A 25,521-nucleotide genomic window follows, 5' to 3' on the forward strand; every position below is an offset into this window, starting at 1 on the left:
CAGAACGATGGAAACAGCTTTATCAAGAACGTACAGCAGTCGAACGCGTTAACGCTTATTTAAAGGAATACTTTCAATTAAACAATGTCCGTCATCGTACAGGAAAGAAAGCAAAAATGCATTTCAATCTGGTGACGTTAATTTATAATACCTGCAAACTAGCAGTTGATCGAATCAATGCTTTATTACAGCAACAAAACCAAGTTGCATAATTAAAAAAAAAACGAAGTTTTTAGTATAGGGGTACTCTATACTTCAGAAAAACTATGATTTATGAAATTGATTCACTTAAGATGTTTTTTTCCTTTTGTAAAAATTGTTTTCTTGATTTTAGTACACTGTTAATTCTTTCTTCAGCCAAACGATTAGCAGCTAAATAAGTTGGGATGTTTTCATCTTTTGAAATTTTAAAAATTTTTGTTAAAGAATCATAAATTGTTTCTACTCGTTTCATTGCTCTTTCTCTGTTATATCCGTAAAGTTCATCTGCAACATTAATTACTCCACCAGCATTAATTACATAATCTGGTGCATAAATGATTCCTTTTTCATGAAGAATTTGCCCGTGGCGAGATTCTTTTAACTGGTTGTTTGCACATCCAGCGATGACTTTTGCTTTTAATTGCGGTATCGTTTCATCGTTAATGATTGCACCAAGTGCACATGGTGAGAAAATATCAACATCTTGTTTGTAAATCTCATTCGGACTTACCGCAACTGCACCAAAGTCATTGACAGCTCGCTCTATTGCTTTTTCATTAATATCCGTGACAATCAGTTTTGCGCCTTCTTCATGCAAGTATTTACACAAGTTATATGCAACATTACCTAATCCTTGAACAGCAATTGTTTTGCCTTTTAGGCTATCATCTCCAAATGCTTCTTTAGCACTTGCTTTCATTCCCAAATAAACTCCGTAAGCGGTTACAGGAGATGGGTTACCAGATGAACCAAATGAAGGTGATACACCTGTTACATAATCTGTTTCTTCATAAATCAAGTCCATATCTTCAACAGTTGTACCAACATCTTCTGCTGTAATATAACGACCATTTAAACTTTGAATAAATCGTCCTAACGCGCGGAACATTTCTTCGTTTTTGTCTTTAGCTGGATCACCAATAATTACTGTTTTACCACCGCCAAGATTTAAGCCACTTACTGCATTTTTGTACGTCATACCTCTAGCAAGTCTCAATGCATCCTCGATGGCTTCTTCTTCAGATTGATAAGGCCACATGCGAGCGCCACCTAATGCTGGTCCAAGCGTTGTATCATGGATTGCGATAATCGCTTTTAATCCAGAATTTTTGTCCTGACAAAATACCAATTGTTCATAATCATATTTTTCCATGTACTTAAAGATTTCCATTCAAAAAACCTCCCTAAAAATATAATGGAGTAAAATCTCTAAAATTAGCGACAAATTTTCTACAATTTGCACTATTTTACTTTACAATACTTTTTATTTTTTAATTTATCAACTAGAAATATTGAAAAATATACTTTTCCTAATTTTCTGATTTTTTGTACTATTAAAAATTATAATTCTAATATAATTTTTATGACAAAAATGTGCAAAAGATTAGCAATTTTTTGTCGAAACTTGACACTATTTCTTGGCGATGTAAAATTGAATTAATTGCGAAGGAGGTTATTTCATGGCCCGATTAATTGCCTTTATCATTTTATTGATTCCCGCATTAATTGCTGGTGCAGGTATCAAGTTTATGCGCGATACTCTATACGGCATATTAAATTCCCCTTTTCCTTGGTTATGGTTCCAATTTCTTATAGGTCTTATCTTTAGCATCATCGGAATTGGATTTTTTGCGGGCTATTTATTGCATCGAGATCGAAAAAGGGGAAGAGTGGCTCCAAGGTTTCAAAAAAAGGATGAAACAAAAGAAATTAAACAATAGATTATTATATAAATAAAGCGTTCAATGAGAGACAAGTCCCTCCACTGAACGCTTTTTTATATATTTAATTCGCCAAATTCCAGTAAAAATTTCCCTTTTGTTGTCTTCGTTATTAAGGACGATTGTTTCCCTATTTGGATATAAGTACCAGGATACGCTTCTTTTTTAACAATGATTTCCTCTTTGCCGATGGATTTTATCGCTGCAATCATCTCTTGAATTTCATTGTCCAATTCAATTACTTGCTGCTTCTTATCTTCCAATACTTCTTTCATTTCTTTATAAACCTTCGCTTGAGCAGGTGTTAGCCGATTTTTTAATGCTGCTAGTTTCTCTATCTTTTCAGATAATTTCTCCATTTCTTCTTGTGTCGACTTTAATAATGCTGCTTTTTCTTGAATAATCTTGTAACCTTCTTGCCGATTCACTGATTGGATAATTAATTCCGTCCGCCTTTCCATCCGGTTACCCGATATAGCGGTCACAATAGTGTTTCTCGCAATTGCCTTGCCACCAATAATTTTTCCTTTCCGCTCATCCACTAAAATCGAATCAGCTTGCAATGAGGAGTTTAAAGAATAAAACCCGATGACAATATTTTTTTTCGCATATAAATTTGCTTCATTGACATGTTTTACGTAAATGTTGCCACCAGCTTTTACAGTTGTTTGACCTAATCCAAATATACCACCTTTTATGTAAATATCTCCTTCTCTAGATTGGATTAATTTCGCACCTGTAACACCTTCTGTACCCTCAATGGAAATATCACCCGTTGCAATGACACTAAAACCTTTTTGAACAGTTCCACTAATGCTAATTGAACCATCAAATTCAAGATTTCCTGTCTCTAACCCAACATCTCCATCGATTGGCAAATGATTATTAATCATTAATAATCCTTGTCTTTCCTCTACAACGCCTTTATTTAATGCCCGAATGACAATTTTTCCATCCTCTTCTACTTCATATGCAGATTTACGATCATACTTTAATGGTATATCTTTACCTGGAGGAGCTGGAATTTCTTCTCCGTAAACATTTTTTCCATTTATACCAGGTTGGGCGGGGATTTTCTCTCCTAACCAGTCATTTTCATTGATTTCAAATATAAAATTCATATCAAAATAATCAGCTTTTCCATCTTCCCTTATGACAGGTTTTCTCTCCGGAATCTTTATGTATGTAACCTGTGCATCTTCACCTTTAATTGGTTCCGTTCCTTCAGCAATTACAATTGGTTTCCCGATAGTAATCGATTCTAGATTAAGCTCTTTTATTCCATGGACAATCTGTCTTTGAGTCAATATGTCATTTAGTTCTTTTTGAAATTGACTTGGATTTTCCAAAATGGTTGATTCATAAACAATAAGATGGGCTGTCATCTTATCTTTTGATACTTCAATTTCCATTGGAGGCAACCAGTAACCAATTTCGACAGGATTCGACGCTTCTTCTTGTAGAGATTTTTTTAAATTCGAAAAATTTGACAGTTTCATTCGAGTAAGAGAGCCTAATATTTCATCGAATTGTTTAATTGGAAAACCCTTTTTATAGTTTTGAATATAAACTTTACCATTTTCTTCGATTAACTCAAAATAATCATTGGAAAATATACGCACATATGCTCACCTCTTGTACTATAATATAATTTTTTTATTTAAAGTGTAATACCTTTTATAAAATTAATACGATAAAGTAATAAAAAGTCACCTCAATAAAGAGGTGACAATTGGACGGAAAAGCTATTGTTAATAATAATATGACAATGACAGAAAATACGATTATGAAGCCACTAGTTCAATACGAATTTTATCAGCAATCATGGCAATAAACTCGCTGTTTGTAGGTTTTGATTTTAAATGATGGACTGTATATCCAAACATTTGAGAGATGGATTCATAATTTCCACGGTTCCATGCAACTTCAATGGCATGACGGATTGCTCTTTCAACACGAGAAGGAGTTGTACCAAATTTCTTTGCAATTTCCGGATATAAAATTTTTGTAACAGAACCTAACAATTCAATATCGTGATATACCATTTGAATAGCTTCACGTAAATATGCATAGCCTTTGATATGCGCAGGTACGCCAATTTCCTTAATAATTGATGTAATCGTAGTATCCAATTGTCTCTGATTCACTTTTCCATTTGGTTCAGGCTGTAACACACTTTGTCTCTTGACAGTTTCACGCTTTTGGCCTGCGCAATGCAAAATTTTCTGAACGAGCTGATCAAACTCAAAAGGCTTTAACATAAAATAGGAAGCCCCGTATGTAACAGCCTGTTTCATTACATCTTCTTGTCCAAATGCCGTCAACATAATGACTTGAGTATCGCGAAAACGATCATTTTTATACATTTCTTGAAGAACGCCTAAACCATCTAAATGGGGCATAATAATGTCCAACAACAAAATGTCTGGGTTATATTCTTCTAACATATTTAGACACAATTTACCGTTTGAAGCAGTTGCAACTATTTCAATGTCTGGATGATTTTCAAAGTATTGTTCCATTGTTCTCACTAAATCTCGGTTATCATCGGCGATTGCAACTCTAATTTTCGTCATGTAAAATCCCCCTTATAGCCTTCTCCCTAATATTGCATTTTTAATACTTATATGTCATAGTTTCGGTTTACTTGACACTATTCTTTTCGACATTTTATCGGAAAAACCTTTATCGAATATAAAAATGAGAAGGTAGTCGTAATCTTTCTGTATATTTTGACAAAAATCACCATTTATTTCTAATTGCATTTTTTCGTCATACAATGTTTTTAATTTGATTATCAAAAAAAGACTATACCAAAATGTTGGCATAGTCTTTTCAGCTTAATTTGGCTTCTTTTTTAACATCTCTGATAAGGTTATAGCTGCACCCCGAGCTGGTTGTTCGACAAACATATGTGTTACAGCACCAACAAATTTACCATTTTGCAAAATGGGACTTCCGCTCATCCCTTGTAATATGCCACCTGTTTTGGATAAAAGATTTTGATCGGTTATTTCAAATTGTAAATAATTATCTTCAATCTTCACAATTTCAATTGTAAAGGATTCAACTTTTGAACCTTCAATAGCTGTAAGAAGTTCTGCTTTTCCTAATTGAATTTCATCATCATGCATAATCTCAATAGGCTTACGCATTATTTCTTTTACATCTAATTCCCAATTACCAAAAATACCATATATATCATTGGATGAAATATTTCCTAAACGTATATCGTCATGATTAATGACAGAAATTTTATAACCAGGATTTCCAGGGCTCGATTTTTTTATTTGCTCAATAGACGCTAAAAAAATAGAACCATCTGTAAATTCAGGTGGTTTATTTAATACACCGTCGATGATTTGATGACCTAATGCACCGTATTCTTTCGATTCAGGATCAATAAAGGTTAATGTACCGATGCCATCCGTTTCATCTTTTAGAAAGGGAAGTATATTATTTGCTTGATCGTTCGTTAGCGTAATGGTTCTTGTATGATTGGTCGATTGTTTAATGGTAAGGCTTATTTCCGAATCAGTCATGGATTCCTTCAACATCTCGATGGATTGTATTGGCTTTCCGTTGACTTCTTTTATAATATCACCTTTTTTTAACCATTGTCCATTTGGTAATAATACATCATGAGCTACATATATAAATGGTAATTCTAACTGTATCCCTATCGATTCACCCATCGGAATTAGCTTTTTTGCTTCGGCTGCTGCTGAAGGTGACAAAAGTGCAAGTGCGATGGTGAGCACAAGATAAGTCAACAGATTACGCAAATGGCATTTCATAGTCCACCTCCTCAAATTGTTTGTAACATTACTATGTGTAACTGTTCTTTTAATAATGTGAGGTAAATATTTGTCGCTTAGGTACTTTCAAAATTAGTAAAAGTAGATTTTGTAATATAAGGAGTCATCAAATGATGACTCCTCCTTATTGCATCGAGGTAGAACTTTTTAATTGTTCTTTGATTTCATTTTTCTTTATAAGTGCCAATTGCAATAATTCTCGCGCATGTTGCAACGTTAATTCTGTAATTTCAGTTCCACTCATCATGCGACTAATTTCTTCTACTCGTGTATCATTTTCAATTACTTGAACTGTCGTAAAAGTACGGTTTTGTTCAACTTGTTTTGATATTAAGTAATGCTGATCTGCCATTGCTGCAACTTGAGGCAAATGAGAAATGCATAATACTTGTGAATTGAATGAAATATTGGCGATTTTTTCAGCAATTGCCTGTGCAACGCGGCCGCTTACACCTGTATCCACTTCATCAAAAATGATGGATGTAATTTGAGATTTCGATGAAAAAATGGTTTTTAATGCAAGCATTATTCTCGATAATTCTCCACCGGATGCAATTTTTGGCAAAGATTTAGGAGGTTCTCCTACATTGGTGGATATATAGAATGATATATAGTCTTTCCCATTTATGTCGAAATTATTTAAACGCTCAAACTGAACGATAAATTTCGCTTTTTCCATATGTAAATCACGAAGCTCATTCATTATGGCTTCACTCAATATACCTGCACATTTTTTTCGAACTTTCGTTAATTCATCACACAATTGGTCTAATTCAGATTCCATTTTTCTTAAATCTTGTTCTTTTTGTTGAATAGCTTCATCTCGATTTAATAGTGTGTTTAGTTCTTCTTTAATTTTTTCATAATATGTAATAATCTCTTTTACGGTACTTCCATATTTTCGTTTCATCATTTGATATTGTGCAAGCCGTGATTCTATTTCATTTAATCGTTCAGGGTCAAATTCAAGTTCATCAATGATATTTTTGATTTGATATGAAGCATCTTGCAACGCATAGAATGAAGATGATACAGCTTCAAAGGAATCATGAAATTGCTCATCTAATGAAACGATATCTTCCAAAGCGCTCATCGCTTCTCCAATACAATCTAGTCCTTTTAATTCTCCAGAAATTGCATCGTATGCATGAATGGCTCGTTCATAAATCTTATGAAAATTTTGCAATCGTTTCCGTTCTTCAAGTAAAGCCTCTTCTTCTTTTTCTGATAATTTTGCATCTTCTAGCTCTTGAATTTGGAATTGATACAAATCAATACGTTGAGCTGTCTGTTGTTCATCGATATTGATGGCATCGACTTCTTTTTTTAATAGACGATATTCATGATAGAGGCGATGATATTTGTCTTTGATTGGCTGGATTTGTTTTTCCGCAAATTGATCAAGTAAATCGATATGGCACTTCTCATCCATTAATTCTTGGCTTTCATGTTGTCCATGAATATCCACTAACGTGGAGCCGATATCACGTAAAATTGATAATGTAACAAGTTTTCCATTAACTCGACATACGCTTTTTCCGTTTTCATTAATATCTCTCCGTAATATAATGGTACCTTCTTCATGGTCTATACCGGCATCAGATAATTTTTCAAAAACAGGATGATTGTCAGAAACGAAAAACAGTCCTGTTAATTCCGCTTTTTTTGCACCGTGTCGCACAAATTCTTGACTTGCTCGTCCACCAGCTAACAAATGAACAGCATCGATAATGATGGACTTTCCGGCTCCTGTTTCACCTGTTAGAACGGTTAATCCATCATTAAAGTAAACGGTTAATTCGTCGATTATGGCGAAATTACGTATATTCAGCTCTTTCAGCAAACTGACCACCTCATATTATATTAAATCTAAAATGCGTTGCTGTATGATTTCCCTCTGCCCTTCATCTCGTACAATGATGAGAATCGTATCATCACCGGATAATGTACCTAATACTTCCGGCCATTCTAGATGGTCAATCAAAACTGCAACAGCATTTCCGTTTCCTGGAAGTGTTTTCAACATTAAAAAATGAGCGACGCCATCAATGCTGACAAAAGAATCGGTTAAAGCCCTTTGCAATTTTTGCAATGGATTAAACCGTTGATCTGCCGGTAAACTGTATTTGTATCGCCCATCAGGAAGTGGTACTTTCACTAAATGTAATTCCTTAATATCTCTTGAAACCGTTGCTTGTGTAACATTAAAACCTGCTTCTTTTAAAGCAGAAACTAGTTCATCTTGCGTTTCAATTTCATTGTTAGCAATAATTTCACGAATTTTCATATGCCTTTGACCTTTACTCATAAATAGCACCTCTTAATGTATATAAATGTATATTTATACTATCATTATAAGTTCTTATTCAGCAAGTAAAAATAGGGAATGACGATTGCCATTCCCTAGCATACAACTTAATTTAATTCTTGGTGAGCTAATTCAACAACTTTTTGAAAATCAGTGAATGCCGAAACATGTTGTCCTTCTGATGGTTTTTGTAAATGGAATAAAAATTCAATATTCCCTTCCCCTCCCGTAATTGGAGAGTAGGTAGCATTTTTTACTACAAAACCAACATCTGTCGCCATTTTTGCAGTGTTTTCCAACACTTCTAAATGGGTTTTGGGATCACGAACAATGCCCTTTTTCCCCACTTTTTCTTTACCAGCTTCAAATTGTGGTTTAACAAGTGCCACTACATCACCGTTCGGAAGTAAAATGTTGTGCAAGACTGGTAAAATAAGCGATAAAGAAATAAAGGAAACATCAATCGTCGCAAAATCTGGTAATCCCTTTGTAAAATCTTCCGGCTTTGAATAGCGAAAATTTGTTTTTTCCATTACCGTGACGCGTTCATCTGTTCTTAATTTCCAAGCTAATTGGTTGGATCCTACATCTAAGGCATAACAATGTTTAGCGCCGTTCTGAAGAGCACAATCAGTAAATCCCCCAGTAGATGAACCAATATCTAGCATTAATTTTCCTTCCACGGACAAATCGAATTCTTGTAAAGCTTTTTCTAATTTTAAACCGCCGCGACTGACGTATTTTAATTGTTCACCTTTTACTTCCAACGGCGCATCAATCGAGATTTTTTCTCCCGGCTTATCAATTCGCACTTCTTTTGAAAAAACAATGCCCGCCATGATTGCTCTTTTTGCTTTTTCCCGGGTTTCACATAATCCCCTCTGTACGAGAAGAACATCTACCCGTTCTTTCGGAGATTTCGTCATACGGTATTTTTACCTAACGATTTTTTAATTAAGGATTCAATGCGAGCAATTGTTTCTTCTTTTGTAATGTGCAATTCTTCCAATAATAAATCGACACTGCCATGGTCCACAAAACGATCTGGAATCCCCATTCGTTCTATTTCAACTTGGTTGTATTTATTATCGCTGGCAAACTCTAAAATGGCACTGCCAAATCCACCTTTTAATACGCCTTCTTCAATCGTTAATATCGGCATATTTTTCCCCATGATGTCATGAAGCATGTTGTCATCAAGTGGTTTGATAAATCGAGCATTCACTACTTTCACATGTATATTACGACTAGCTAGCTCATCTGCAGCTTCTAAAGCCATCGAAATAGTCGTACCGAACGTTAAAATGGCTGCATCTCGACCTTCTCTCAGCACTTCCCAAGAACCAATTGGAATCGTTTTTAGCTCCTCATCAAGGGGAACGCCTACCCCATTGCCGCGGGGATAACGGAGAGCGATTGGTCCTTCATTATATTCAATAGCAGTTTTGACCATATGTTGCCCTTCGTTTTCATCTTTCGGCATCATGATTACGATATTTGGGATATGGCGTAAAAAGGCAATATCAAAAACACCTTGATGGGTATCGCCATCTGCACCGACAAGTCCCGCACGATCAATGCCAATGAAAACATTTAAATTTTGGCGAGCGATATCATGCAGTACTTGATCATATGCTCGCTGTAAAAATGTCGAGTAAATTGCTAAAAATGGCTTCATATTTTGTGTCGCTAATCCCGCAGCCATTGTCGTTGCATGCTGTTCTGCAATTCCAACATCGAAGAATCGATCTGGAAAATCTTTTTGAATACCTTCCATTTTCGAACCTACTGGCATTGCAGGTGTGATCGCTACAATACGTTTATCTTCTTTCATTAATTTTCGAACGGTTTCCGAAACTAAACTAGACCAAGAAGGGCCTTTGGCATTATTTTTGACGAAGGCTCCTGTTTCAATTTTATAAGGTCCTGTACCGTGCCAAGTACCAACTTTATCTTCCTCAGCCGGCTTATATCCTTTTCCTTTTTTTGTCACTACATGAACAAGAACCGGTCGATCTTCTACTTTTTTGGCATATTCTAACGTTTTTTCTAAAGCATCGAAATCGTGGCCGTCAATCGGACCTAAATATTTAAAGCCCATTTCCTCAAAAAACACTCCGGAAACAACAAGATACTTTAAACTGTCCTTCACACGATCAGCCGCATGAGCAAGTTTTCCACCAAATACAGGCACTCGCTTCATCAAAGATTCTAATTCTTCTTTCGCCTTAGAATATTCCTTAGCAGTTCTTAATCGGCCTAAAATATTGTGCAATGCACCGACATTTGGCGCGATGGACATTTCGTTGTCATTTAAAATGACAATCATTCTTCTTCGATCGTGCCCAATATGATTCAATGCTTCTAGTGCCATTCCACCAGTTAAAGCCCCATCGCCAATAATCGGAACAATATAATTGTTTTCCTTCTTTATATCTCTCGCAACGGCCATTCCCATTGCTGCTGATAATGAAGTTGAACTGTGACCCGTTTCCCATTCATCGTGCTTGCTTTCTGCTCGTTTTGGAAAACCACTTAACCCTTTATATTGACGTAATGTGTCAAATTCTCTTGCTCGTCCTGTCAAGATTTTGTGTACGTATGCTTGGTGACCTACATCCCATAGAAACTTGTCAAAAGGGCTATTAAAGGCTCTATGCAATGCAATAGTTAATTCAACTACCCCTAAATTTGGTCCGATATGTCCACCTGTAATTGAGCATTTTTCTATTAGAAAATCTCGAATGTCTTGAGCAAGTTCCTCTAATTGTTGCTTATTTAACTTTTTTAAAAAGGATGGACCAGTAATTGTCGTTAAATCCATCTCTCACACACCTTTTCATCAGTTTATTCACATCGAAGTTTTAACCATTATATCAAGCTAATATCAATGGCAAAAGCGATTTATTTTATCTATTAATTATTTCTGGATATGATATAGTTCGCAAATTCTCTTAATAATGTCGTGTCTTCCGATAAATTATCCAACGCGTTCAGAGCGTATTGATAATGTTCATTTAATTTTTGTTTTGCACCATCCAGTGTGAGTAGTGCAGGATAAGTACTTTTATTGCTCTCTTCGTCCTTTCCAGCTGTCTTTCCTAACTGTTCTGATGTGCCTTCCACATCTAAAATATCATCTTGTATTTGAAATGCGAGGCCAATATGTCGTGCATATTCTATTAACGCTTTTCGAGCTTCCATTGTTGCATCGGATAATACTGCACCCGCTTCAATGCTAAAACGAAGAATTGCTCCTGTCTTATTTAAATGGACTTGTTCCAGTTCCGATAAATTCAATTGACGGTTTTCACCATCTAAATCTAGAACTTGTCCCCCAACCATGCCTTCCGCACCGCTAGCAACACTTAATAAGTTGATTAATTCAACCTTTTTATCAGCAGAAATATTTTCCATTCGCGCTAAAACACCAAAAGCCAATGTATTTAAAGCATCTCCGGCAAGGGTAGCCATCGCCTCTCCGAATACAACATGATTCGTCGGTTTACCGCGTCTTAAATCATCGTTATCCATACTAGGTAGATCATCATGGATGAGGGAATATGTATGAATCATTTCAACCGCAGCACCAACAGTATAAACTTCTTTTTGTTTATAGTTAAACATTTCGGAAACGGCAACGACAAACAATGGACGAATTCTTTTTCCTCCTGCCCTTAACGAGTATAACATAGATTCTTTTAATGTATGCGGTGCAACTAATCGTTCCACTTGGTATTCAAGTTCACGGTTAATATAGTCAAGATGTTCATTTATAAATAGCTTTAAACGATTATTCATTGTATTATTCCTCTCCATTTGTTGGTTCGAAAGGCTTCTTCTCGCCATTTTCATTGACAATTGAAATCAATTGTTCTTCAGCATTTCTTAGCTTTTCGTGGCAGTATTTTGACAACTCCATACCCTTTTTATATAAGTCAATGGCTTCTTCTAGTGGAACATCTCCCTGTTCTAATTTACGAACAATCTCCTCTAATTCCGTCATTGCATCGGCAAATGTTTGTTTAGTCATCTTTTTCACCAACTTTTTCTTGAATTTCTATTACCTTTGCATGCACGATTCCATCCTGAAGATGGATCGAAAGGTCATCTTGTTTTTCTAATTGAGAGATCGATTTAACGACCTTTTCATCTTTATATGTAACGCTAAATCCTCTTTCCATAATTGTCAAAGGATTTAATGCTTGAAGGGTGCGAATCGTGTAATGGAAATTCTCTTTTTTTCGATTTAACGCTTGAAAAGCAGTTCTTGTCAACAAGTACGAAATTTGTTCTAATTGTTTCTTATAATAGACAATTGCATTTTGTGGTGAATGAATTTTTAACGTACCATCGAGTTGAGATAATTCATTTTTCTTTTTCATCAGGAACATTTGACTGGCTCGTTGTAAATTTATATCCGCTTGAATCAATCTTTCTGTAAAAGGCCGATACAACCGTTCAGGTTGAGATAAAGGATACGATTGTTGCAATTTATTAAGACGATTTCTTTCATAAATCAACTTGCTTCTTACGATTTGATGCATTTGGGATTGAAAAGCTAATATTCGTTGATATAGTTCCTGAATGTTCGGTACAGCTAGCTCTGCAGCGGCAGTCGGTGTTGGTGCACGGAGATCTGCAACGAAATCTGCAATCGTCGTATCTGTTTCATGACCCACTGCACTAATAATTGGTATACGACTCTCAAAAATCGCTCTTGCAACAATTTCCTCGTTAAAGGCCCATAAATCTTCAATGGATCCTCCCCCTCGACCTACAATCAGTACGTCAGCAAATCCTTGTTCGTTCGCCAATTGAATATTTTTCGCTATAGATTGTGCCGCACCATTTCCTTGGACAAGGGTAGGATAGATGATTATTTCTGCAAGTGGATATCTTCTATTAATGGTTGTGCAAATATCGCGAATTGCTGCACCTGTTGTTGCTGTACATACACCGATTACTTTTGGAAATTTTGGAATTGGTTGTTTAAAGTTTGGATTAAATAATCCTTCTTTATGTAATTTTTCTTTTAATTGATTAAAAGCGATAAAAAGACTTCCGATACCATCCGGTTCCATCGATAGTACATATAATTGATATGAACCTTGAGCTTCGTAAACATTAACATCTCCACGTATAAAAACTTGCATGCCATCTTCAGGTTTGAATTTTAATTGGCTTGCATGTGTCCGGAACATCAGTGCATTAATTCGAGCGGCATCATCTTTTAAAGTGAAATAAATATGCCCAGAAGTATGTATTTTTACGTTGGATAGTTCACCTTTCACATAAACTTCTCGTAAGTGTGGATCCGCATCAAATTTTCTTTTAATATATTTTGTTAAAGCTTTCACTGTTAAATAAGAAGATGGCATCGTGTGTAACTCCCCTTTTGCAAGCCTGTTATAGTACAAAAATTGTAACCATTAGAAAAGCTGTTTTCCTAGAAAAACAGCTTTCTCTTTCATTGTACAATTTTTATCGTTATTTGTCGCCTAATGTTTTTTCTGCCGATTTAACTGTATTATACAGCAACATCGTAATCGTCATTGGCCCCACTCCACCTGGTACAGGGGTAATATATGAAGAGATTGGTTCCACTTCTTCATAGTTTACATCGCCAACTAACTTGTTGTTTTCAACTCGGTTGATACCTACGTCTATAACGACAGCACCTTCTTTAACATGTTCACGCGTAATGAAATTCGGACGGCCTACAGCGGCAATTAAAATATCCGCTTGCTTCGTAATAGAAGGTAAGTCTTTCGTTTTTGAATGGGTATATGTAACTGTTGCATCTTTTTGCAGTAACAGTTGGCCCATTGGTTTACCAACGATATGGCTACGACCCACTACAACTGCATGTTTTCCTGCGATTTCGATGCCAGAGTACTCTAATAATTTCATAACGCCAAATGGAGTACATGGTAAGAATGTATCTTGCCCCAACATCATTTTACCAACGCTAACTGGTGAAAAACCATCGACATCTTTATCTGGTGAAATTGCGGCGATCACCTTATCTTCATTAATGTGTTTTGGCAATGGCAATTGTACTAAAATACCATGAATCTCTTTTCGTTCATTTAACGTGTGAATTTGCTCTAATAACTCTTCTTCACTTGTATTTTCAGGTAATTTAATCACTTCTGAATAAATGCCAATCGCTTCACATGAACGATGCTTATTTCGTACATACGTTTGAGATGCTGGATCTTCACCTACTAAAATAACAGCTAAACCTGGTGTTACTCCCATTTCCTTTAATTCTTTCACTTTTTCTGCAATTGACTCGCGGATTTGTTGCCCTATTGCTTTTCCATCAATAATTTGAGCCATGATTCTTCCTCCCAGTGCTTTCTCTAATTTCATGGAACTTTTAAAAATGAATGTTCTTACTGTTCAACAAACTTAGAAAGTACTCCATTGACAAATTTGCTAGATTTGTCATCTCCAAAAGTTTTTGCTAATTCGATTGCTTCATCCAACACGACTGCTGAAGGTGTCTCATCCATATAAAGTAATTCATATAAGGCTAATCGCAAAATAGTTCGTTCTATTTTAGGCAAACGATATAACGACCAATTCTCTAATTTTTCTTCAAGTTGATGATCAATTTCTTGTAGTTTTTTAGTTACACCATATACTAACGTTTTAAAAAAAGGATTCATTTCATTGTCTTCTATAATATGACTAATTGCCTCTTCTAGCGTTAAATCGGTATTTTCTAACTGAAATAAAACTTGTAACGCTTTTTCACGAATCTCGTGCCGTTTCATAATTTAACTCCTTCATTTCTAACATTCGTACCTATTATAACTATTGTTTGCAAAAAATACATTAGCAAATCACAATTTGATAAAAATACAACAATTTCTATTATAACATTACTTTTTCATGTTAAAGAAATAAAAAATTTTTATGGCGTACATGAAATGTAAAAAGCTCCATCAGCAATTCGACTAATGGAGCTTTAAAATTCTTTACATATTCATTTTGTTGTTGATGTTTTTTTCTGTTTCTTTCGCCTGCTTAAAATCTTTCTTGTAATGAACTTCTTGCGCTTTTGTTAATTTGTTGTTTTTCTCGGATAATTTTTCGTGGATTGGCTTTTTCATTTTCTCTCTCCTTTCTCACTTATACTTCGTTAGTTTAAACGTTTGGAGGAGAGATATTCTTTTACCATCTTTTATTTGAAATATCTTGCCGCATTGACAGCCTTTTTCCAACCTTGATACAGTTTCTCTCTTTTTTCTGAACTCATATTTGGTTCAAATCTTCTTTCAAGATTCCAATATTGTGCAATCTCATCTTGATTTTTCCAAAAACCAACTGCCATTCCAGCAAGATAAGCAGCACCCAACGCCGTTGTTTCATTCACAGAAGGACGCTCAACCGGTACGTTTAATAAATCGGATTGAAACTGCATCAATAAATTGTTTTTCACAACGCCCCCATCTACCCGTAAAGACTTTAATGGAATTTCTGAATCCGATTCCATCGCACTACACACATCTTTCGTTTGATAGGCTAATGATTCCAAGGTTGCTCGAATGAAATGCTCCTTCGTCGTTCCTCGCGTTAAACCGAATATAGCGCCTCTTACATCGCTATCCCAATATGGTGTTCCAAGCCCAACAAAAGCAGGTACTACGTAAACCCCTTCTGTTGAATCAACTCTTTCTGCATAACGTTCGCTTTCACTGGAATGTTGAAACATGCGAAGTCCATCCCTTAACCACTGGATGGCAGAACCAGCTACAAAAATGCTACCTTCTAATGCATATTCCACTCTTCCATCGATTCCCCAAGCGATTGTTGTAAGTAGTCCATGTTTTGATTGTACAGCTTTTTCACCGGTATTCATCAACATAAAGCAGCCGGTACCGTATGTATTTTTCACCATACCTGGAGTGAAACATGCTTGACCGAATAAAGCTGCTTGTTGGTCACCAGCTATGCCACTAATCGGTACCTCAACTCCAAAAAAGTTCTTTTTTGAAACATATCCATAAACTTCTGAAGATGGACGAACTTCCGGCAGCATTGTACGAGGCACGTTTAATATTTCGAGCAACTCTTCATCCCATTTTAAATCATAAATGTTATACATTAAAGTTCTAGAAGCATTGGAATAATCCGTCACATGTACAGATCCTTCTGTTAATTTCCAGATAATCCACGTATCAATTGTCCCGAATAGTAAGTCTCCTTTTTCAGCTTTTTCTCTTGTCCCTTCCACATGATCTAAAATCCATTTCACTTTCGTTCCTGAAAAGTAAGGGTCAATTAATAATCCTGTTTTATTTCGAAATAATTCGTTATAGCCTTTTTCATTCAACTCGTCGCAAATTTCTGCAGTTTGTCTTGATTGCCATACAATGGCATTATAGACCGGATTCCCGCTGTTTTTATCCCAAACAACCGTCGTTTCCCGTTGATTTGTAATGCCAATTGACGCAATTTGCTCTGGTTGTATATTTTTTTCAGATAAAACTGACGCAATTACCGATAAAACCGAACTCCATATTTCATTCGCATCGTGTTCGACCCAGCCTGGTTTAGGAAAATATTGATTGAATTCTTTTTGAGCAATATGAACAACTTCTCCATGTTTATTGAACAAAATTGCTCGTGTACTAGTCGTTCCTTGATCTAGAGATAAAATATATTGTTCCACATCCTTCACTCCTTCCACATTCCACCCATTGAATAATTTATTCTTGATGGATAGTAAAAATCCTTTGATTTCCATGAATTTCGATAACACATTTCAGAAAAATTGTTAAATAAATTGTTAAATAAAAAACATCAAAGGACAACTTTGACAGTCATCCATTTGATGTTAATAAATGTTTATATAATTCTAAATGGAAATCTCCTCTTCGGCATTCGTTTCAAATTGAATTGCGGTAATGTGAACATTTACTTCGCTCGTCTCAATGGATGTCATGTTATAAATGGCTTGGCGAATGGCTGTTTGAATGTCTTTAGCTACTTTAGGAATTGAATTTCCGTATTTTATTGAACAATATACGTCAATCAGTATTTCACCATCTTCGCTGATTGTTGCTTTAACCCCTTTTGAATGTACTTTTTTCCCAAATCGTTCAGCGACTCCAGATGCAAAATTACCGCGAGTAGATGCAACACCTTCTACTTCATTCGTTGCAATCCCCGCAATCACTTCAATGACTTCTGGGGCAACCTCAATTTTTCCAAGTTCTTCTTTGCCGGAAGGAGCAGGTTGTATAAATGCTTTTGCAGACTTTTCAGCCATCTTCTTCATCCTCTCTTTTCTTTGCAAAACTGTTTATCACAGTTCTCAAATTGCACCGATTAATTATTATTATACAAAATTTTCTTCATCCCCTGTACTAAAACAAAGAATTTCACGAAATATTCTAAGCCTGTTCTTTGAAACTTTGTGCAAGCAATTCAAAGGACTTTCTTCTTTTCTCTTGATCGTAAATCGGACCATTTACCATGATTTCATCAACAGCTCTTCTTTGAGCTATAAATTCCATGATTTGTTTATAAACAGTTTCTTTGGATCCCGCAAAAGTATACTTTAATGTGTGTAAAACTTGCTTTTTCTCTTCTTCGTTCCATAATTCATCCATGTTTGTAGGTGCAGGTGTTTTTCCACGCTTTCCTCGAATCATCCCTAAAAATTGTTGGTATAATGAGCTTGCTAAAAATTCTCCTTCTTCATCAGTATCAGCAACAAAAGCATTAATGCTGACCATCGTATAAGGAGCATCTAAAAATTGTGAAGGTCTAAAATTCCGGTGATATGTATCGATTGCATCGTCTAATAAATCCGGAGCAAAGTGACTTGCAAAAGCAAAAGGTAATCCTAAAACGCCTGCGAGTCTTGCGCTATATAAACTGGACCCTAAAAGCCATATCGGAATATTTAAGCCTTTTCCAGGCACTGCAATAACCGCACGGTGTTCATCATCAAAATAGCTCATCAATTCATCCACTAATTCATCAAATTGATATGCTCCTGCCTCATCTCTTCTTAACGCTCTCGCCGTTAACATATCCGTTCCAGGTGCTCGCCCTAGTCCTAAATCGATTCTTCCCGGAAACATGGACTCTAATGTTCCAAACTGTTCAGCAATGACGAGCGGTGCGTGGTTTGGAAGCATGATTCCTCCTGCCCCTACACGAATTTTATTCGTTGCTCCTGCTAAATAACAAATGAGAACAGCAGTTGCTGAACTTGCAATTCCTTCCATATTATGATGCTCAGCTACCCAATATCGATGATAGCCACATTTTTCTGCAAGTTGAATTAATGCGCGACTATGAAGAAAAGCATCCGCTGGAGTTTCACCTTCTAATACAGGTGCTAAATCAAGGACTGATAATTTCGGTAACATTATTTCACTCCCTTTCTCGTTAAACTTAGTATAGCGCTTTGTTAAGGAAAAAGCATAAAACACGCTTCTGAGAAAGTGGTTATTAAATAAAAAAAGAGCCTTCAAATTGAAGGCTCCGTAAGTTCAGTTAGTTTTTCACAGTTTCTTTTTTTGTATTTAATACATCATTTTCTTCAAGGAATTTTGTATTGAATTTCCCTGATTTAAACACTTCGTTGTTCATTAAAGCATGGTGGAATGGTATCGTTGTATGAATACCAGGCCCTTCAACAACAAATTCGCTCAATGCACGATTCATACGAGCGATTGCTTCTTCGCGTGTATCCGCATGTACAATTAATTTTGCAACCATTGAATCGTAGTATGGCGGAATTGTGTATCCAGGATATACTGCAGAGTCAATCCGTACTCCAGGACCACCAGGTGTAATATATGTTTCAACTGTACCAGCAGCTGGCATGAAGTTTTTGTATGCATTTTCCGCATTGATGCGGCACTCAATAGCCCAGCCTTTTAATTGAATATCTTCTTGTGTCAATGTTAATTTTTCGCCGGAAGCGATTTTGAGCTGTTGCTGAACTAAATCGACGCCAGTAACCATTTCTGTTACAGGGTGTTCTACTTGAATACGAGTATTCATTTCCATGAAGTAGAACTTGTCCTCATTATAATCATAAATAAATTCGATTGTTCCAGCACCTTCATAGCCACAAGCTTTTGCTGCCTTTACAGCAGCTTCCCCCATCTCTGCACGTCTTTCTGGAGATAATGCAGGAGATGGTGCTTCCTCAACTAATTTTTGCATGCGTCGTTGTACAGTACAGTCACGCTCGCCAAGATGGATCACATTTCCATATGCATCTGCTAATACTTGGATTTCACAGTGACGGAAGAATTCGATGTATTTTTCTAAATATACACCAGGATTACCGAATGCTGCTTGAGCTTCTTTTTGAGTAATTTCAATACCTTTTACTAACTCTTCTTCTGTACGAGCAACTCGGATTCCTTTACCACCGCCACCAGCAGTCGCTTTAATAATGACTGGATAGCCAATTTCAGCTGCCCATTTTTTACCTGTTTCAATATCAGGAACAATGCCTGTACCAGGTACTAAAGGTACTCCTGCTTCTTCCATTGTCGCACGGGCAACGTCTTTCATCCCCATGATGCGAATGGATTTGGAAGAAGGACCAATGAATTTAATGCCAGCATTTTCACATGCTTCAGCAAAATCTGCATTTTCTGCTAGGAATCCATAACCTGGATGTATCCCATCGGCACCCGTTTTCTCTGCAACGCTTAATACGGCTGGAAAACTTAAATAGGAATCTTTTGATAGTTTTGGACCGATGCAATATGCTTCATCAGCAAGTTTTACATGTAAGCTATCACGATCCGCTTCAGAATATACTGCAACCGTTTGAATTCCTAATTCTTTACAAGCACGAATAATACGAACCGCAATTTCTCCGCGGTTAGCAATTAATACTTTTTTTAACATTTTGGTCACCTCTTATTCAGTAGGTTTCACTAGGAATAGTGGTTGACCGAATTCTACTAGCTGTTCATTTTTCACTAGTACTTCAACAATTTCACCTTTAACTTCTGCTTCGATTTCGTTAAATAATTTCATTGCTTCAACGATACATACAATTGTATCAGGTTCCACTTTGTCCCCTACTTTAACGTAAGGAGGTGAATCAGGTGATGGTGCTGCATAGAATGTTCCTACCATCGGTGAAGTGATTTTATGTAATGTAGGATCATCTAAATTTACAGGTTTTGCTTCAGAAGTACTTGCTGCAGGTGCTGCGCTTTCAGCTTGTGGTTTTACTTCTTCAACTTTTACTTCTTCTTTTGGTTGTGCTTGTACTTGTGGTTGAGCTTGTTGTACAACAGTTTGTACCTTAGGTGCTACCACTTCTGTTACAACACCTTGATTTTTCTTTAATTTAATTTTTGCACCATCTACTTCATATAAGAATTCGTCAAGAGATGATGAATCAACTAGTTTAATAATCTCACGAAGTTCTTGTACTTTAAACAATGTAGACACCCCTTCTTTTTATTCAATACAATAATCATTTTATATCCTTTCAACAGATTTTGAAACAATATTTTTTAATTTTCTATAAAATGAGCAAAAAACAGTGCTTTCGTTACGTAAACGAAGCACTGTTCACCTTCTGTTATACAACATCGTTTCTCCAATCAAAATTATATCTCAATAATAATTAGATTGAACACTTACTGTCACATCTTGAATATCATCAATTTGTTGACGGACAACATAGATAATTTCACTCGCTTGAGCTTTCGAAATTTCATCGGATAATACTGTCACTTGTACTTTATCATCTTTTACATGTACTAATGCATCAGAATAGCCAAGGTTTTCAATTAACATTTCAAGCATAGCCTCAGCAGATTCTCTCTTAATTAACTCATTCATTTGATTATATGCTTCATTTTTTTCCTCTGCAGAATATTCACTTGAAGCAATTTTTTGTTCTAATTGCTCTCTTAATTGGCTACGTTCATTGGCAATTTCCATTCTTAAATCTTCAAATAAATGGCTTTCAGATACTGTAGGCGTTGTTAATTTTTCATCTGCATTTGTTAAAGTTGTTTCTTCAAGGGTATCATCCGTAAAAATTGTCATTAAATCCACATTACGATTTGGTTCAAATACATAATACACTGAAATGACAGCAGCTAAACTTAATAATGTTAATAGCCAAACAGTTCTTCTTTTTACTTTCATTGTTCATCTCCTTTACTTTCCATCGGTACAATCATAATTCTGTGGGTAGGCATTTGCATAACTTTACTGATCGTTTCAAGAAGTTGCCTTTGGACTTTTGGATCCTTCGCACCTTCTGAAACAATGAGCAATCCTGATACAGTAGTGGTATTGTTACTTGAACGAAAATAGTTGCTTAAAGTTCCATCCGTATTTGAAGGGTTTTCATCGTAATGAAAATAAACCTTTACTTGTCCAACGCCTTCTATTTCACTTAAAGCTTGTTCAAGTCTACCTTCTGCTGAAACAGTATCATATCGCTCACCGGATGCATCACTCGTTGCTGAAATGTACGCAATGAACGCTAGAACTGCAATAGGTATGATTAATAGATTTAACTTTGTCCATTTCTTTTCCACCTCACGTTCTTAGCGCCCCCCTTCCCTCATGTTTCAAAACATTGTATGAATGAAGTACAAGCTCTATGCTTTATAGTTTGAGAATTTCTAATAAAGTTGTAATGACAATTAATAGTGTTGCTAGTTTGACATAGACCATAATCTCTTTTTCCTCAGCCAGTAATAGCAAGCACTTTCCTATTAGTATGATGGCGATTAATTTGATCAAAAGCTTTTTCCCACCCCGAGCTGCAAAATTACCATGAAGATGAGCCAAATGAAAACGAAAGCGATTCCTAATAGGATTGCTGAAGCGCATAAGACGAGTAATGACTTTCCAATATCATCAAGGAGACCGCTAATCGTTCCACCAGAAAAGGGCTCGACGATTGCAGCTAAAATTTTAAAAGTCATTGCATGAATCAACAGCTTTCCAGCAGGATAAAACGCGGCTATCCAAAATGCAGTCATAGCACTAAATCCCGCTAAAGTAGTGGCAGCAGATTGGTACTTTTGGAAGATTGAAAAACCTTCAACGATTAGTGAACCAACAATTGGAATCGTTTGTTCAATTACTTTTTTCACAGGGCTCGCAATCGCTTTATCTACGGTAAAAAAGGCAACTCCTGCAAAAGATAAAAATGCGACCATCAACAATAACGATGCTGTAATTAATGTCATGACGGTTCCTCGTATTAAATCGGAAGCTTTTGAAAAAGACATTTCTCCAATAAATCTTGTACAAAAATCCAGTAGCAGCGCGATGACGATTCCTGGAATAAGCACTTTTTGACATAACAATATTAAAAATTCAAATATCGCGATAACAATAGGACTCCAAGCTATGAAGGAAAATACCGCATTGAGCACAACGATAATGGACATGAGAATCGGTGTGATCGATAAAAAGAATTCGGCAGCGACATTCACAACTTCACCAATTAAACCGAATGACTCCATTACGGTTTGTCCAAGTGTCAACACGAGGACAATAATAAATAATGTATCTCCCCATTTTTTAAATTGCGGTACAAAAGCTTCTAATATCAGAAATAATATGGTGTATGTGACTACGAGTACAATGGATTTACCTGCAATTTTTAATGGATCGATAAAAATGTTCAATAGTTCATCCATTATGAAAGCCCCTTATTGAAGCTTATCTAGAATTGAAGAAAAACCAGAAAGAACTTTGGCAAACTCACCAACCCAATAAGATAGTAATACGATCCGGACCGAAAACATGACGAATTCTCCCATCGTCTCATGCTCTTGTTCATCAAAAAGCATCTTAAAAAATATACCTAATTGATAAAAAAGAGCAGAATAGACAAGTTGAGGAACATATGGTACTGAATTTACATATGACAGGATTTGTCCAATTAATGGAAGTACAGATTTCGATAATAGAAAATGTAATATTATAAAAAAGAAGATGATGGCAATGAGCGAATGAAGTTTTGGGACCGTTTCTTTAATCAGTATGATAATGAGTAGTAGAATTACGGCATAAATCAAAATCGTCATATGTCAATTCGTCAACCATTGGAAAAATAGCATAATTTCACCGAAAAAAAGCCGTAAAAATCGGATTAGTTCTGCAGCCATGTATAGGTATGCGATAAAGAATATATAGAATGTAAATTCCTTCTTCCCAACTTGGTCAAAGAAAACATGTAACAGTGCAATAATTAGCCCTACTCCTGCCACCCTTAATACATCCTGTAATTCCATTTGACTCCTCCTTGTGAAAGCAATATATGAGCTTGTTCAAATAAATAGACCAAAGAACAATAAAAAAAGCGGACGTGCTTTTGACGTCCACTTAATTTTTATTGAAATTATTAGTTAGCGCGGGAAACATACGATCCATCAGAAGTGTTGATTACTAAAATATCACCTTCATTAACAAAGAATGGTACTTGTACGATAAGACCAGTTTCTAAAGTAGCTGGTTTAGAACCTCCAGAAGCAGTATCACCTTTGATACCTGGTTCAGTTTCAACTACTTTTAATTCCACAGTATTTGGAAGTTCTACCCCAAGCATTTCTCCTTGATATGACATAATGTAAACTTCCATATTTTCTTTTAAGAATTTTAATTCATAATCGATTTGATTTGCATTTAATTCGATTTGTTCATATGATTCTAAATCCATGAAAACATGGGAATCACCTTGTGCATATAAATATTGCATTTTGCGGTTTTCTACCATCGCTTTTTCAACTTTTTCACCTGCGCGGAATGTTTTTTCCGCTACGTTACCATTTCGTAAGTTACGTAATTTGGAACGAACGAACGCTGCTCCCTTACCAGGTTTTACGTGTTGGAAATCAAGTACTCGGTATAATTCTCCATCTACAATAATTGTTAGACCAGTACGAAAATCGTTAACTGAAATCATGAATATTCCTCCATCATTATAGAATAATTAAATCTTTCGTCGAATGAGTCAATCTCTCATTGCCCGTTGCTGTGATAACAATATCGTCTTCTATGCGAACTCCGCCGATACCCGGCAAATAGACACCAGGTTCAACTGTCACGACCATATTAGGCTCTAATGTTTGATTATTACGATAGGAAAGAGCTGGACCTTCATGAATTTCTAAACCAATTCCGTGGCCAGTTGAATGTCCAAAAGCCTCTCCATATCCTTTTTCAGTTAAATAATCTCTCGCAGTTTTGTCCGCTTCAATACCAGTCATGCCTGGTTTAATTTTTTCTAACGCTAATAATTGCGCTTCCAAAACGACATTATACATTTCTACCAATTTTGTATTAGGTTTACCAACCGCAATTGTACGCGTAATGTCGGAAACATACCCATTATAAACGGCACCGAAATCAAGTGTGACAAAGTCTCCTTGCTCAATGATTTTGTTTGTAGCAACACCATGAGGTAAAGCGCTTCGGAGACCACTTGCGACGATGGTATCGAAGGATGAAGACGTTGCACCTTGCTTGCGCATGAAAAATTCGAGCTCATTCGATACTTCTAGCTCTGTAACGCCAGGTTTAATAAAGTTTAAAATGTGCGAAAATGCAGCATCAGCAATTTCACATGCAACCTTTATAATCTTAATCTCTTCATCAGTCTTAATCAAGCGAATTTTTTCAATTAATCCGGATAATGGTACTAGCTCCACATTCAACAGATTTTGAAAAGATTCATATTCTCCATAAGTTACTGTATCTCTTTCAAAACCTAATGTTTTAATTTTACATTCATCAACAAGCTTCTCTACTTCTTTTAGTATGGAACCTTCCTGCTGAATAATGCGAAATTCTTTCACTTGATGATTTGCTTGCTCCGTATAGCGAAAATCGGTAATAAATACCGCATCGTTTTTCGTTACAAGGGCTGCACCGCTCGATCCTGTAAAGCCTGTCATATATCGGCGGTTGTATGGATTTGTAATAAGCAATGCGTCCACATGATGACTTTCCAATTCTTTTCGTAATTTGACGAGTTTATTCATGGACATTTCCTTCCTTATTTTTGTAAAAACTTTCGTAATGCCAATTCATATCCAAATGTTCCGAGACCACAAATTTGACCAACACATTCTGCCGCAAGTAGGGATTTATGACGAAATTCCTCCCTTTTATGTATGTTAGAGATATGAACTTCAATAACTGGTACGCTAATACTTGCAATGGCATCTCTAAGTGCGACGCTTGTATGCGTGTAAGCTCCTGGATTAAATACAATCCCGTTAACTCCTGTATCCTCCGCTTCATGTATCCAATCAATTAATTGCCCTTCATGATTGGATTGTTTAAATTCCAGTTCCGCACTAAATTCTTTCGCCAAAGCAACGCATCTTTTTTTTACATCTTCCAAAGTTTCAAAACCGTAAATTTCTGGTTCCCTTTTACCCAGTCGATTTAAATTAGGCCCGTTTAACACTAACAACTTCATCGCCGA

29 protein-coding genes are annotated in these 25,521 nt (G+C 36.0%); 2 read left to right on the forward strand and 27 right to left on the reverse strand.

Annotated elements, in window-relative coordinates; translation table 11 throughout:
• Positions 1–212 (forward strand): transposase (locus HF990_RS06235; RefSeq protein WP_168412228.1); only part of this gene is annotated, 212 nt, incomplete at its 5' end.
• A 59-nt stretch (positions 213–271) separates the two neighbouring features.
• Here HF990_RS06235 and HF990_RS06240 read toward each other — a convergent pair.
• Positions 272–1,372, reverse strand: a complete 1,101-nt coding sequence (locus HF990_RS06240) for a Glu/Leu/Phe/Val dehydrogenase (protein WP_168412229.1) — start codon at positions 1,370–1,372, stop codon at positions 272–274.
• 289 nt (positions 1,373–1,661) lie between these two features.
• Here HF990_RS06240 and HF990_RS06245 point away from each other — a divergent pair, with 289 nt between their 5' ends.
• Positions 1,662–1,922, forward strand: a complete 261-nt coding sequence (locus HF990_RS06245) for a DUF2627 domain-containing protein (RefSeq protein WP_016837762.1) — start codon at positions 1,662–1,664, stop codon at positions 1,920–1,922.
• Positions 1,923–1,978: 56 nt separating this feature from the next.
• On the opposite strand, the gene HF990_RS06250 is transcribed toward HF990_RS06245, so the two are convergent.
• From HF990_RS06250 to aroQ, 26 genes are all read right to left on the reverse strand, one after another.
• Positions 1,979–3,544: a FapA family protein gene (locus HF990_RS06250; protein WP_016837761.1), complete on the reverse strand. Its 1,566-nt coding sequence runs from the start codon at positions 3,542–3,544 to the stop codon at positions 1,979–1,981.
• A gap of 162 nt (positions 3,545–3,706) precedes the next feature.
• Positions 3,707–4,498, reverse strand: a complete 792-nt coding sequence (gene spo0A, locus HF990_RS06255; RefSeq protein WP_016837760.1) for a sporulation transcription factor Spo0A — start codon at positions 4,496–4,498, stop codon at positions 3,707–3,709.
• A gap of 264 nt (positions 4,499–4,762) precedes the next feature.
• Positions 4,763–5,719, reverse strand: coding sequence for a SpoIVB peptidase S55 domain-containing protein (locus HF990_RS06260; RefSeq protein ID WP_168412230.1), 957 nt, complete (start codon positions 5,717–5,719; stop codon positions 4,763–4,765).
• Between the two features lie 145 nt (positions 5,720–5,864).
• The gene (gene recN, locus HF990_RS06265) at positions 5,865–7,583 is read right to left on the reverse strand and encodes a DNA repair protein RecN (protein WP_096550976.1); all 1,719 of its coding nucleotides are present in this window, start codon (positions 7,581–7,583) and stop codon (positions 5,865–5,867) included.
• Between the two features lie 15 nt (positions 7,584–7,598).
• Positions 7,599–8,048 carry a transcriptional regulator AhrC/ArgR gene (gene ahrC, locus HF990_RS06270; RefSeq protein ID WP_016837756.1) on the reverse strand — a complete coding sequence of 150 codons (450 nt, stop codon included), beginning with the start codon at positions 8,046–8,048 and terminating at the stop codon, positions 7,599–7,601.
• Between the two features lie 107 nt (positions 8,049–8,155).
• Complete coding sequence (locus HF990_RS06275; RefSeq protein WP_168412231.1) at positions 8,156–8,974, reverse strand: TlyA family RNA methyltransferase; 819 nt, start codon at positions 8,972–8,974, stop codon at positions 8,156–8,158.
• Positions 8,971–10,872, reverse strand: coding sequence for a 1-deoxy-D-xylulose-5-phosphate synthase (gene dxs / locus HF990_RS06280; protein ID WP_016837754.1), 1,902 nt, complete (start codon positions 10,870–10,872; stop codon positions 8,971–8,973). Before dxs ends, HF990_RS06275 begins: the two co-directional genes overlap by 4 nt.
• A 92-nt stretch (positions 10,873–10,964) precedes the next feature.
• On the reverse strand, positions 10,965–11,849 hold the full coding sequence (locus HF990_RS06285) for a polyprenyl synthetase family protein (protein WP_016837753.1): 885 nt from the start codon (positions 11,847–11,849) through the stop codon (positions 10,965–10,967).
• Between the two features lie 4 nt (positions 11,850–11,853).
• The gene (locus HF990_RS06290) at positions 11,854–12,081 is read right to left on the reverse strand and encodes an exodeoxyribonuclease VII small subunit (protein ID WP_016837752.1); all 228 of its coding nucleotides are present in this window, start codon (positions 12,079–12,081) and stop codon (positions 11,854–11,856) included.
• Positions 12,074–13,429 carry an exodeoxyribonuclease VII large subunit gene (xseA, locus tag HF990_RS06295; RefSeq protein WP_016837751.1) on the reverse strand — a complete coding sequence of 452 codons (1,356 nt, stop codon included), beginning with the start codon at positions 13,427–13,429 and terminating at the stop codon, positions 12,074–12,076. The genes HF990_RS06290 and xseA overlap by 8 nt, the downstream gene beginning before the upstream one ends.
• A gap of 109 nt (positions 13,430–13,538) precedes the next feature.
• On the reverse strand, positions 13,539–14,393 hold the full coding sequence (gene folD / locus HF990_RS06300) for a bifunctional methylenetetrahydrofolate dehydrogenase/methenyltetrahydrofolate cyclohydrolase FolD (RefSeq protein WP_016837750.1): 855 nt from the start codon (positions 14,391–14,393) through the stop codon (positions 13,539–13,541).
• 56 nt (positions 14,394–14,449) lie between these two features.
• The gene (nusB, locus tag HF990_RS06305) at positions 14,450–14,833 is read right to left on the reverse strand and encodes a transcription antitermination factor NusB (RefSeq protein ID WP_016837749.1); all 384 of its coding nucleotides are present in this window, start codon (positions 14,831–14,833) and stop codon (positions 14,450–14,452) included.
• Between the two features lie 204 nt (positions 14,834–15,037).
• Positions 15,038–15,172 (reverse strand): YfhE family protein, encoded by a 135-nt coding sequence (locus HF990_RS06310; protein ID WP_016837748.1) that lies wholly within the window; start codon positions 15,170–15,172, stop codon positions 15,038–15,040.
• A 71-nt stretch (positions 15,173–15,243) separates the two neighbouring features.
• Complete coding sequence (glpK, locus tag HF990_RS06315; protein ID WP_026019025.1) at positions 15,244–16,734, reverse strand: glycerol kinase GlpK; 1,491 nt, start codon at positions 16,732–16,734, stop codon at positions 15,244–15,246.
• Positions 16,735–16,920: 186 nt separating this feature from the next.
• Positions 16,921–17,334 carry an Asp23/Gls24 family envelope stress response protein gene (locus HF990_RS06320; protein WP_016837746.1) on the reverse strand — a complete coding sequence of 138 codons (414 nt, stop codon included), beginning with the start codon at positions 17,332–17,334 and terminating at the stop codon, positions 16,921–16,923.
• 124 nt (positions 17,335–17,458) lie between these two features.
• Complete coding sequence (locus tag HF990_RS06325) at positions 17,459–18,445, reverse strand: LLM class flavin-dependent oxidoreductase (protein WP_168412232.1); 987 nt, start codon at positions 18,443–18,445, stop codon at positions 17,459–17,461.
• Positions 18,446–18,572: 127 nt separating this feature from the next.
• Positions 18,573–19,949: an acetyl-CoA carboxylase biotin carboxylase subunit gene (gene accC, locus HF990_RS06330; protein WP_016837744.1), complete on the reverse strand. Its 1,377-nt coding sequence runs from the start codon at positions 19,947–19,949 to the stop codon at positions 18,573–18,575.
• A gap of 12 nt (positions 19,950–19,961) precedes the next feature.
• Complete coding sequence (accB, locus tag HF990_RS06335; RefSeq protein ID WP_016837743.1) at positions 19,962–20,495, reverse strand: acetyl-CoA carboxylase biotin carboxyl carrier protein; 534 nt, start codon at positions 20,493–20,495, stop codon at positions 19,962–19,964.
• Positions 20,496–20,672: 177 nt separating this feature from the next.
• Positions 20,673–21,212 (reverse strand): SpoIIIAH-like family protein, encoded by a 540-nt coding sequence (locus HF990_RS06340; RefSeq protein WP_016837742.1) that lies wholly within the window; start codon positions 21,210–21,212, stop codon positions 20,673–20,675.
• The gene (locus HF990_RS06345; RefSeq protein ID WP_016837741.1) at positions 21,209–21,610 is read right to left on the reverse strand and encodes a hypothetical protein; all 402 of its coding nucleotides are present in this window, start codon (positions 21,608–21,610) and stop codon (positions 21,209–21,211) included. Before HF990_RS06345 ends, HF990_RS06340 begins: the two co-directional genes overlap by 4 nt.
• A 204-nt stretch (positions 21,611–21,814) precedes the next feature.
• Positions 21,815–22,726, reverse strand: coding sequence for a stage III sporulation protein AE (locus HF990_RS06350; protein ID WP_016837739.1), 912 nt, complete (start codon positions 22,724–22,726; stop codon positions 21,815–21,817).
• A gap of 12 nt (positions 22,727–22,738) precedes the next feature.
• Complete coding sequence (locus HF990_RS06355; protein WP_016837738.1) at positions 22,739–23,116, reverse strand: hypothetical protein; 378 nt, start codon at positions 23,114–23,116, stop codon at positions 22,739–22,741.
• Between the two features lie 3 nt (positions 23,117–23,119).
• Complete coding sequence (locus HF990_RS06360) at positions 23,120–23,323, reverse strand: hypothetical protein (RefSeq protein WP_016837737.1); 204 nt, start codon at positions 23,321–23,323, stop codon at positions 23,120–23,122.
• Between the two features lie 110 nt (positions 23,324–23,433).
• Positions 23,434–23,994, reverse strand: coding sequence for an elongation factor P (efp, locus tag HF990_RS06365; RefSeq protein ID WP_016837736.1), 561 nt, complete (start codon positions 23,992–23,994; stop codon positions 23,434–23,436).
• 16 nt (positions 23,995–24,010) lie between these two features.
• On the reverse strand, positions 24,011–25,072 hold the full coding sequence (locus HF990_RS06370; protein ID WP_168412233.1) for a M24 family metallopeptidase: 1,062 nt from the start codon (positions 25,070–25,072) through the stop codon (positions 24,011–24,013).
• 14 nt (positions 25,073–25,086) lie between these two features.
• Positions 25,087–25,515 carry a type II 3-dehydroquinate dehydratase gene (gene aroQ, locus HF990_RS06375; protein WP_016837734.1) on the reverse strand — a complete coding sequence of 143 codons (429 nt, stop codon included), beginning with the start codon at positions 25,513–25,515 and terminating at the stop codon, positions 25,087–25,089.
• Positions 25,516–25,521: the final 6 nt, after the last annotated feature.

Origin of the sequence: Ureibacillus thermosphaericus (genome assembly GCF_012396605.1) — a bacterium.
Lineage (GTDB): Bacteria > Bacillota > Bacilli > Bacillales_A > Planococcaceae > Ureibacillus > Ureibacillus thermosphaericus.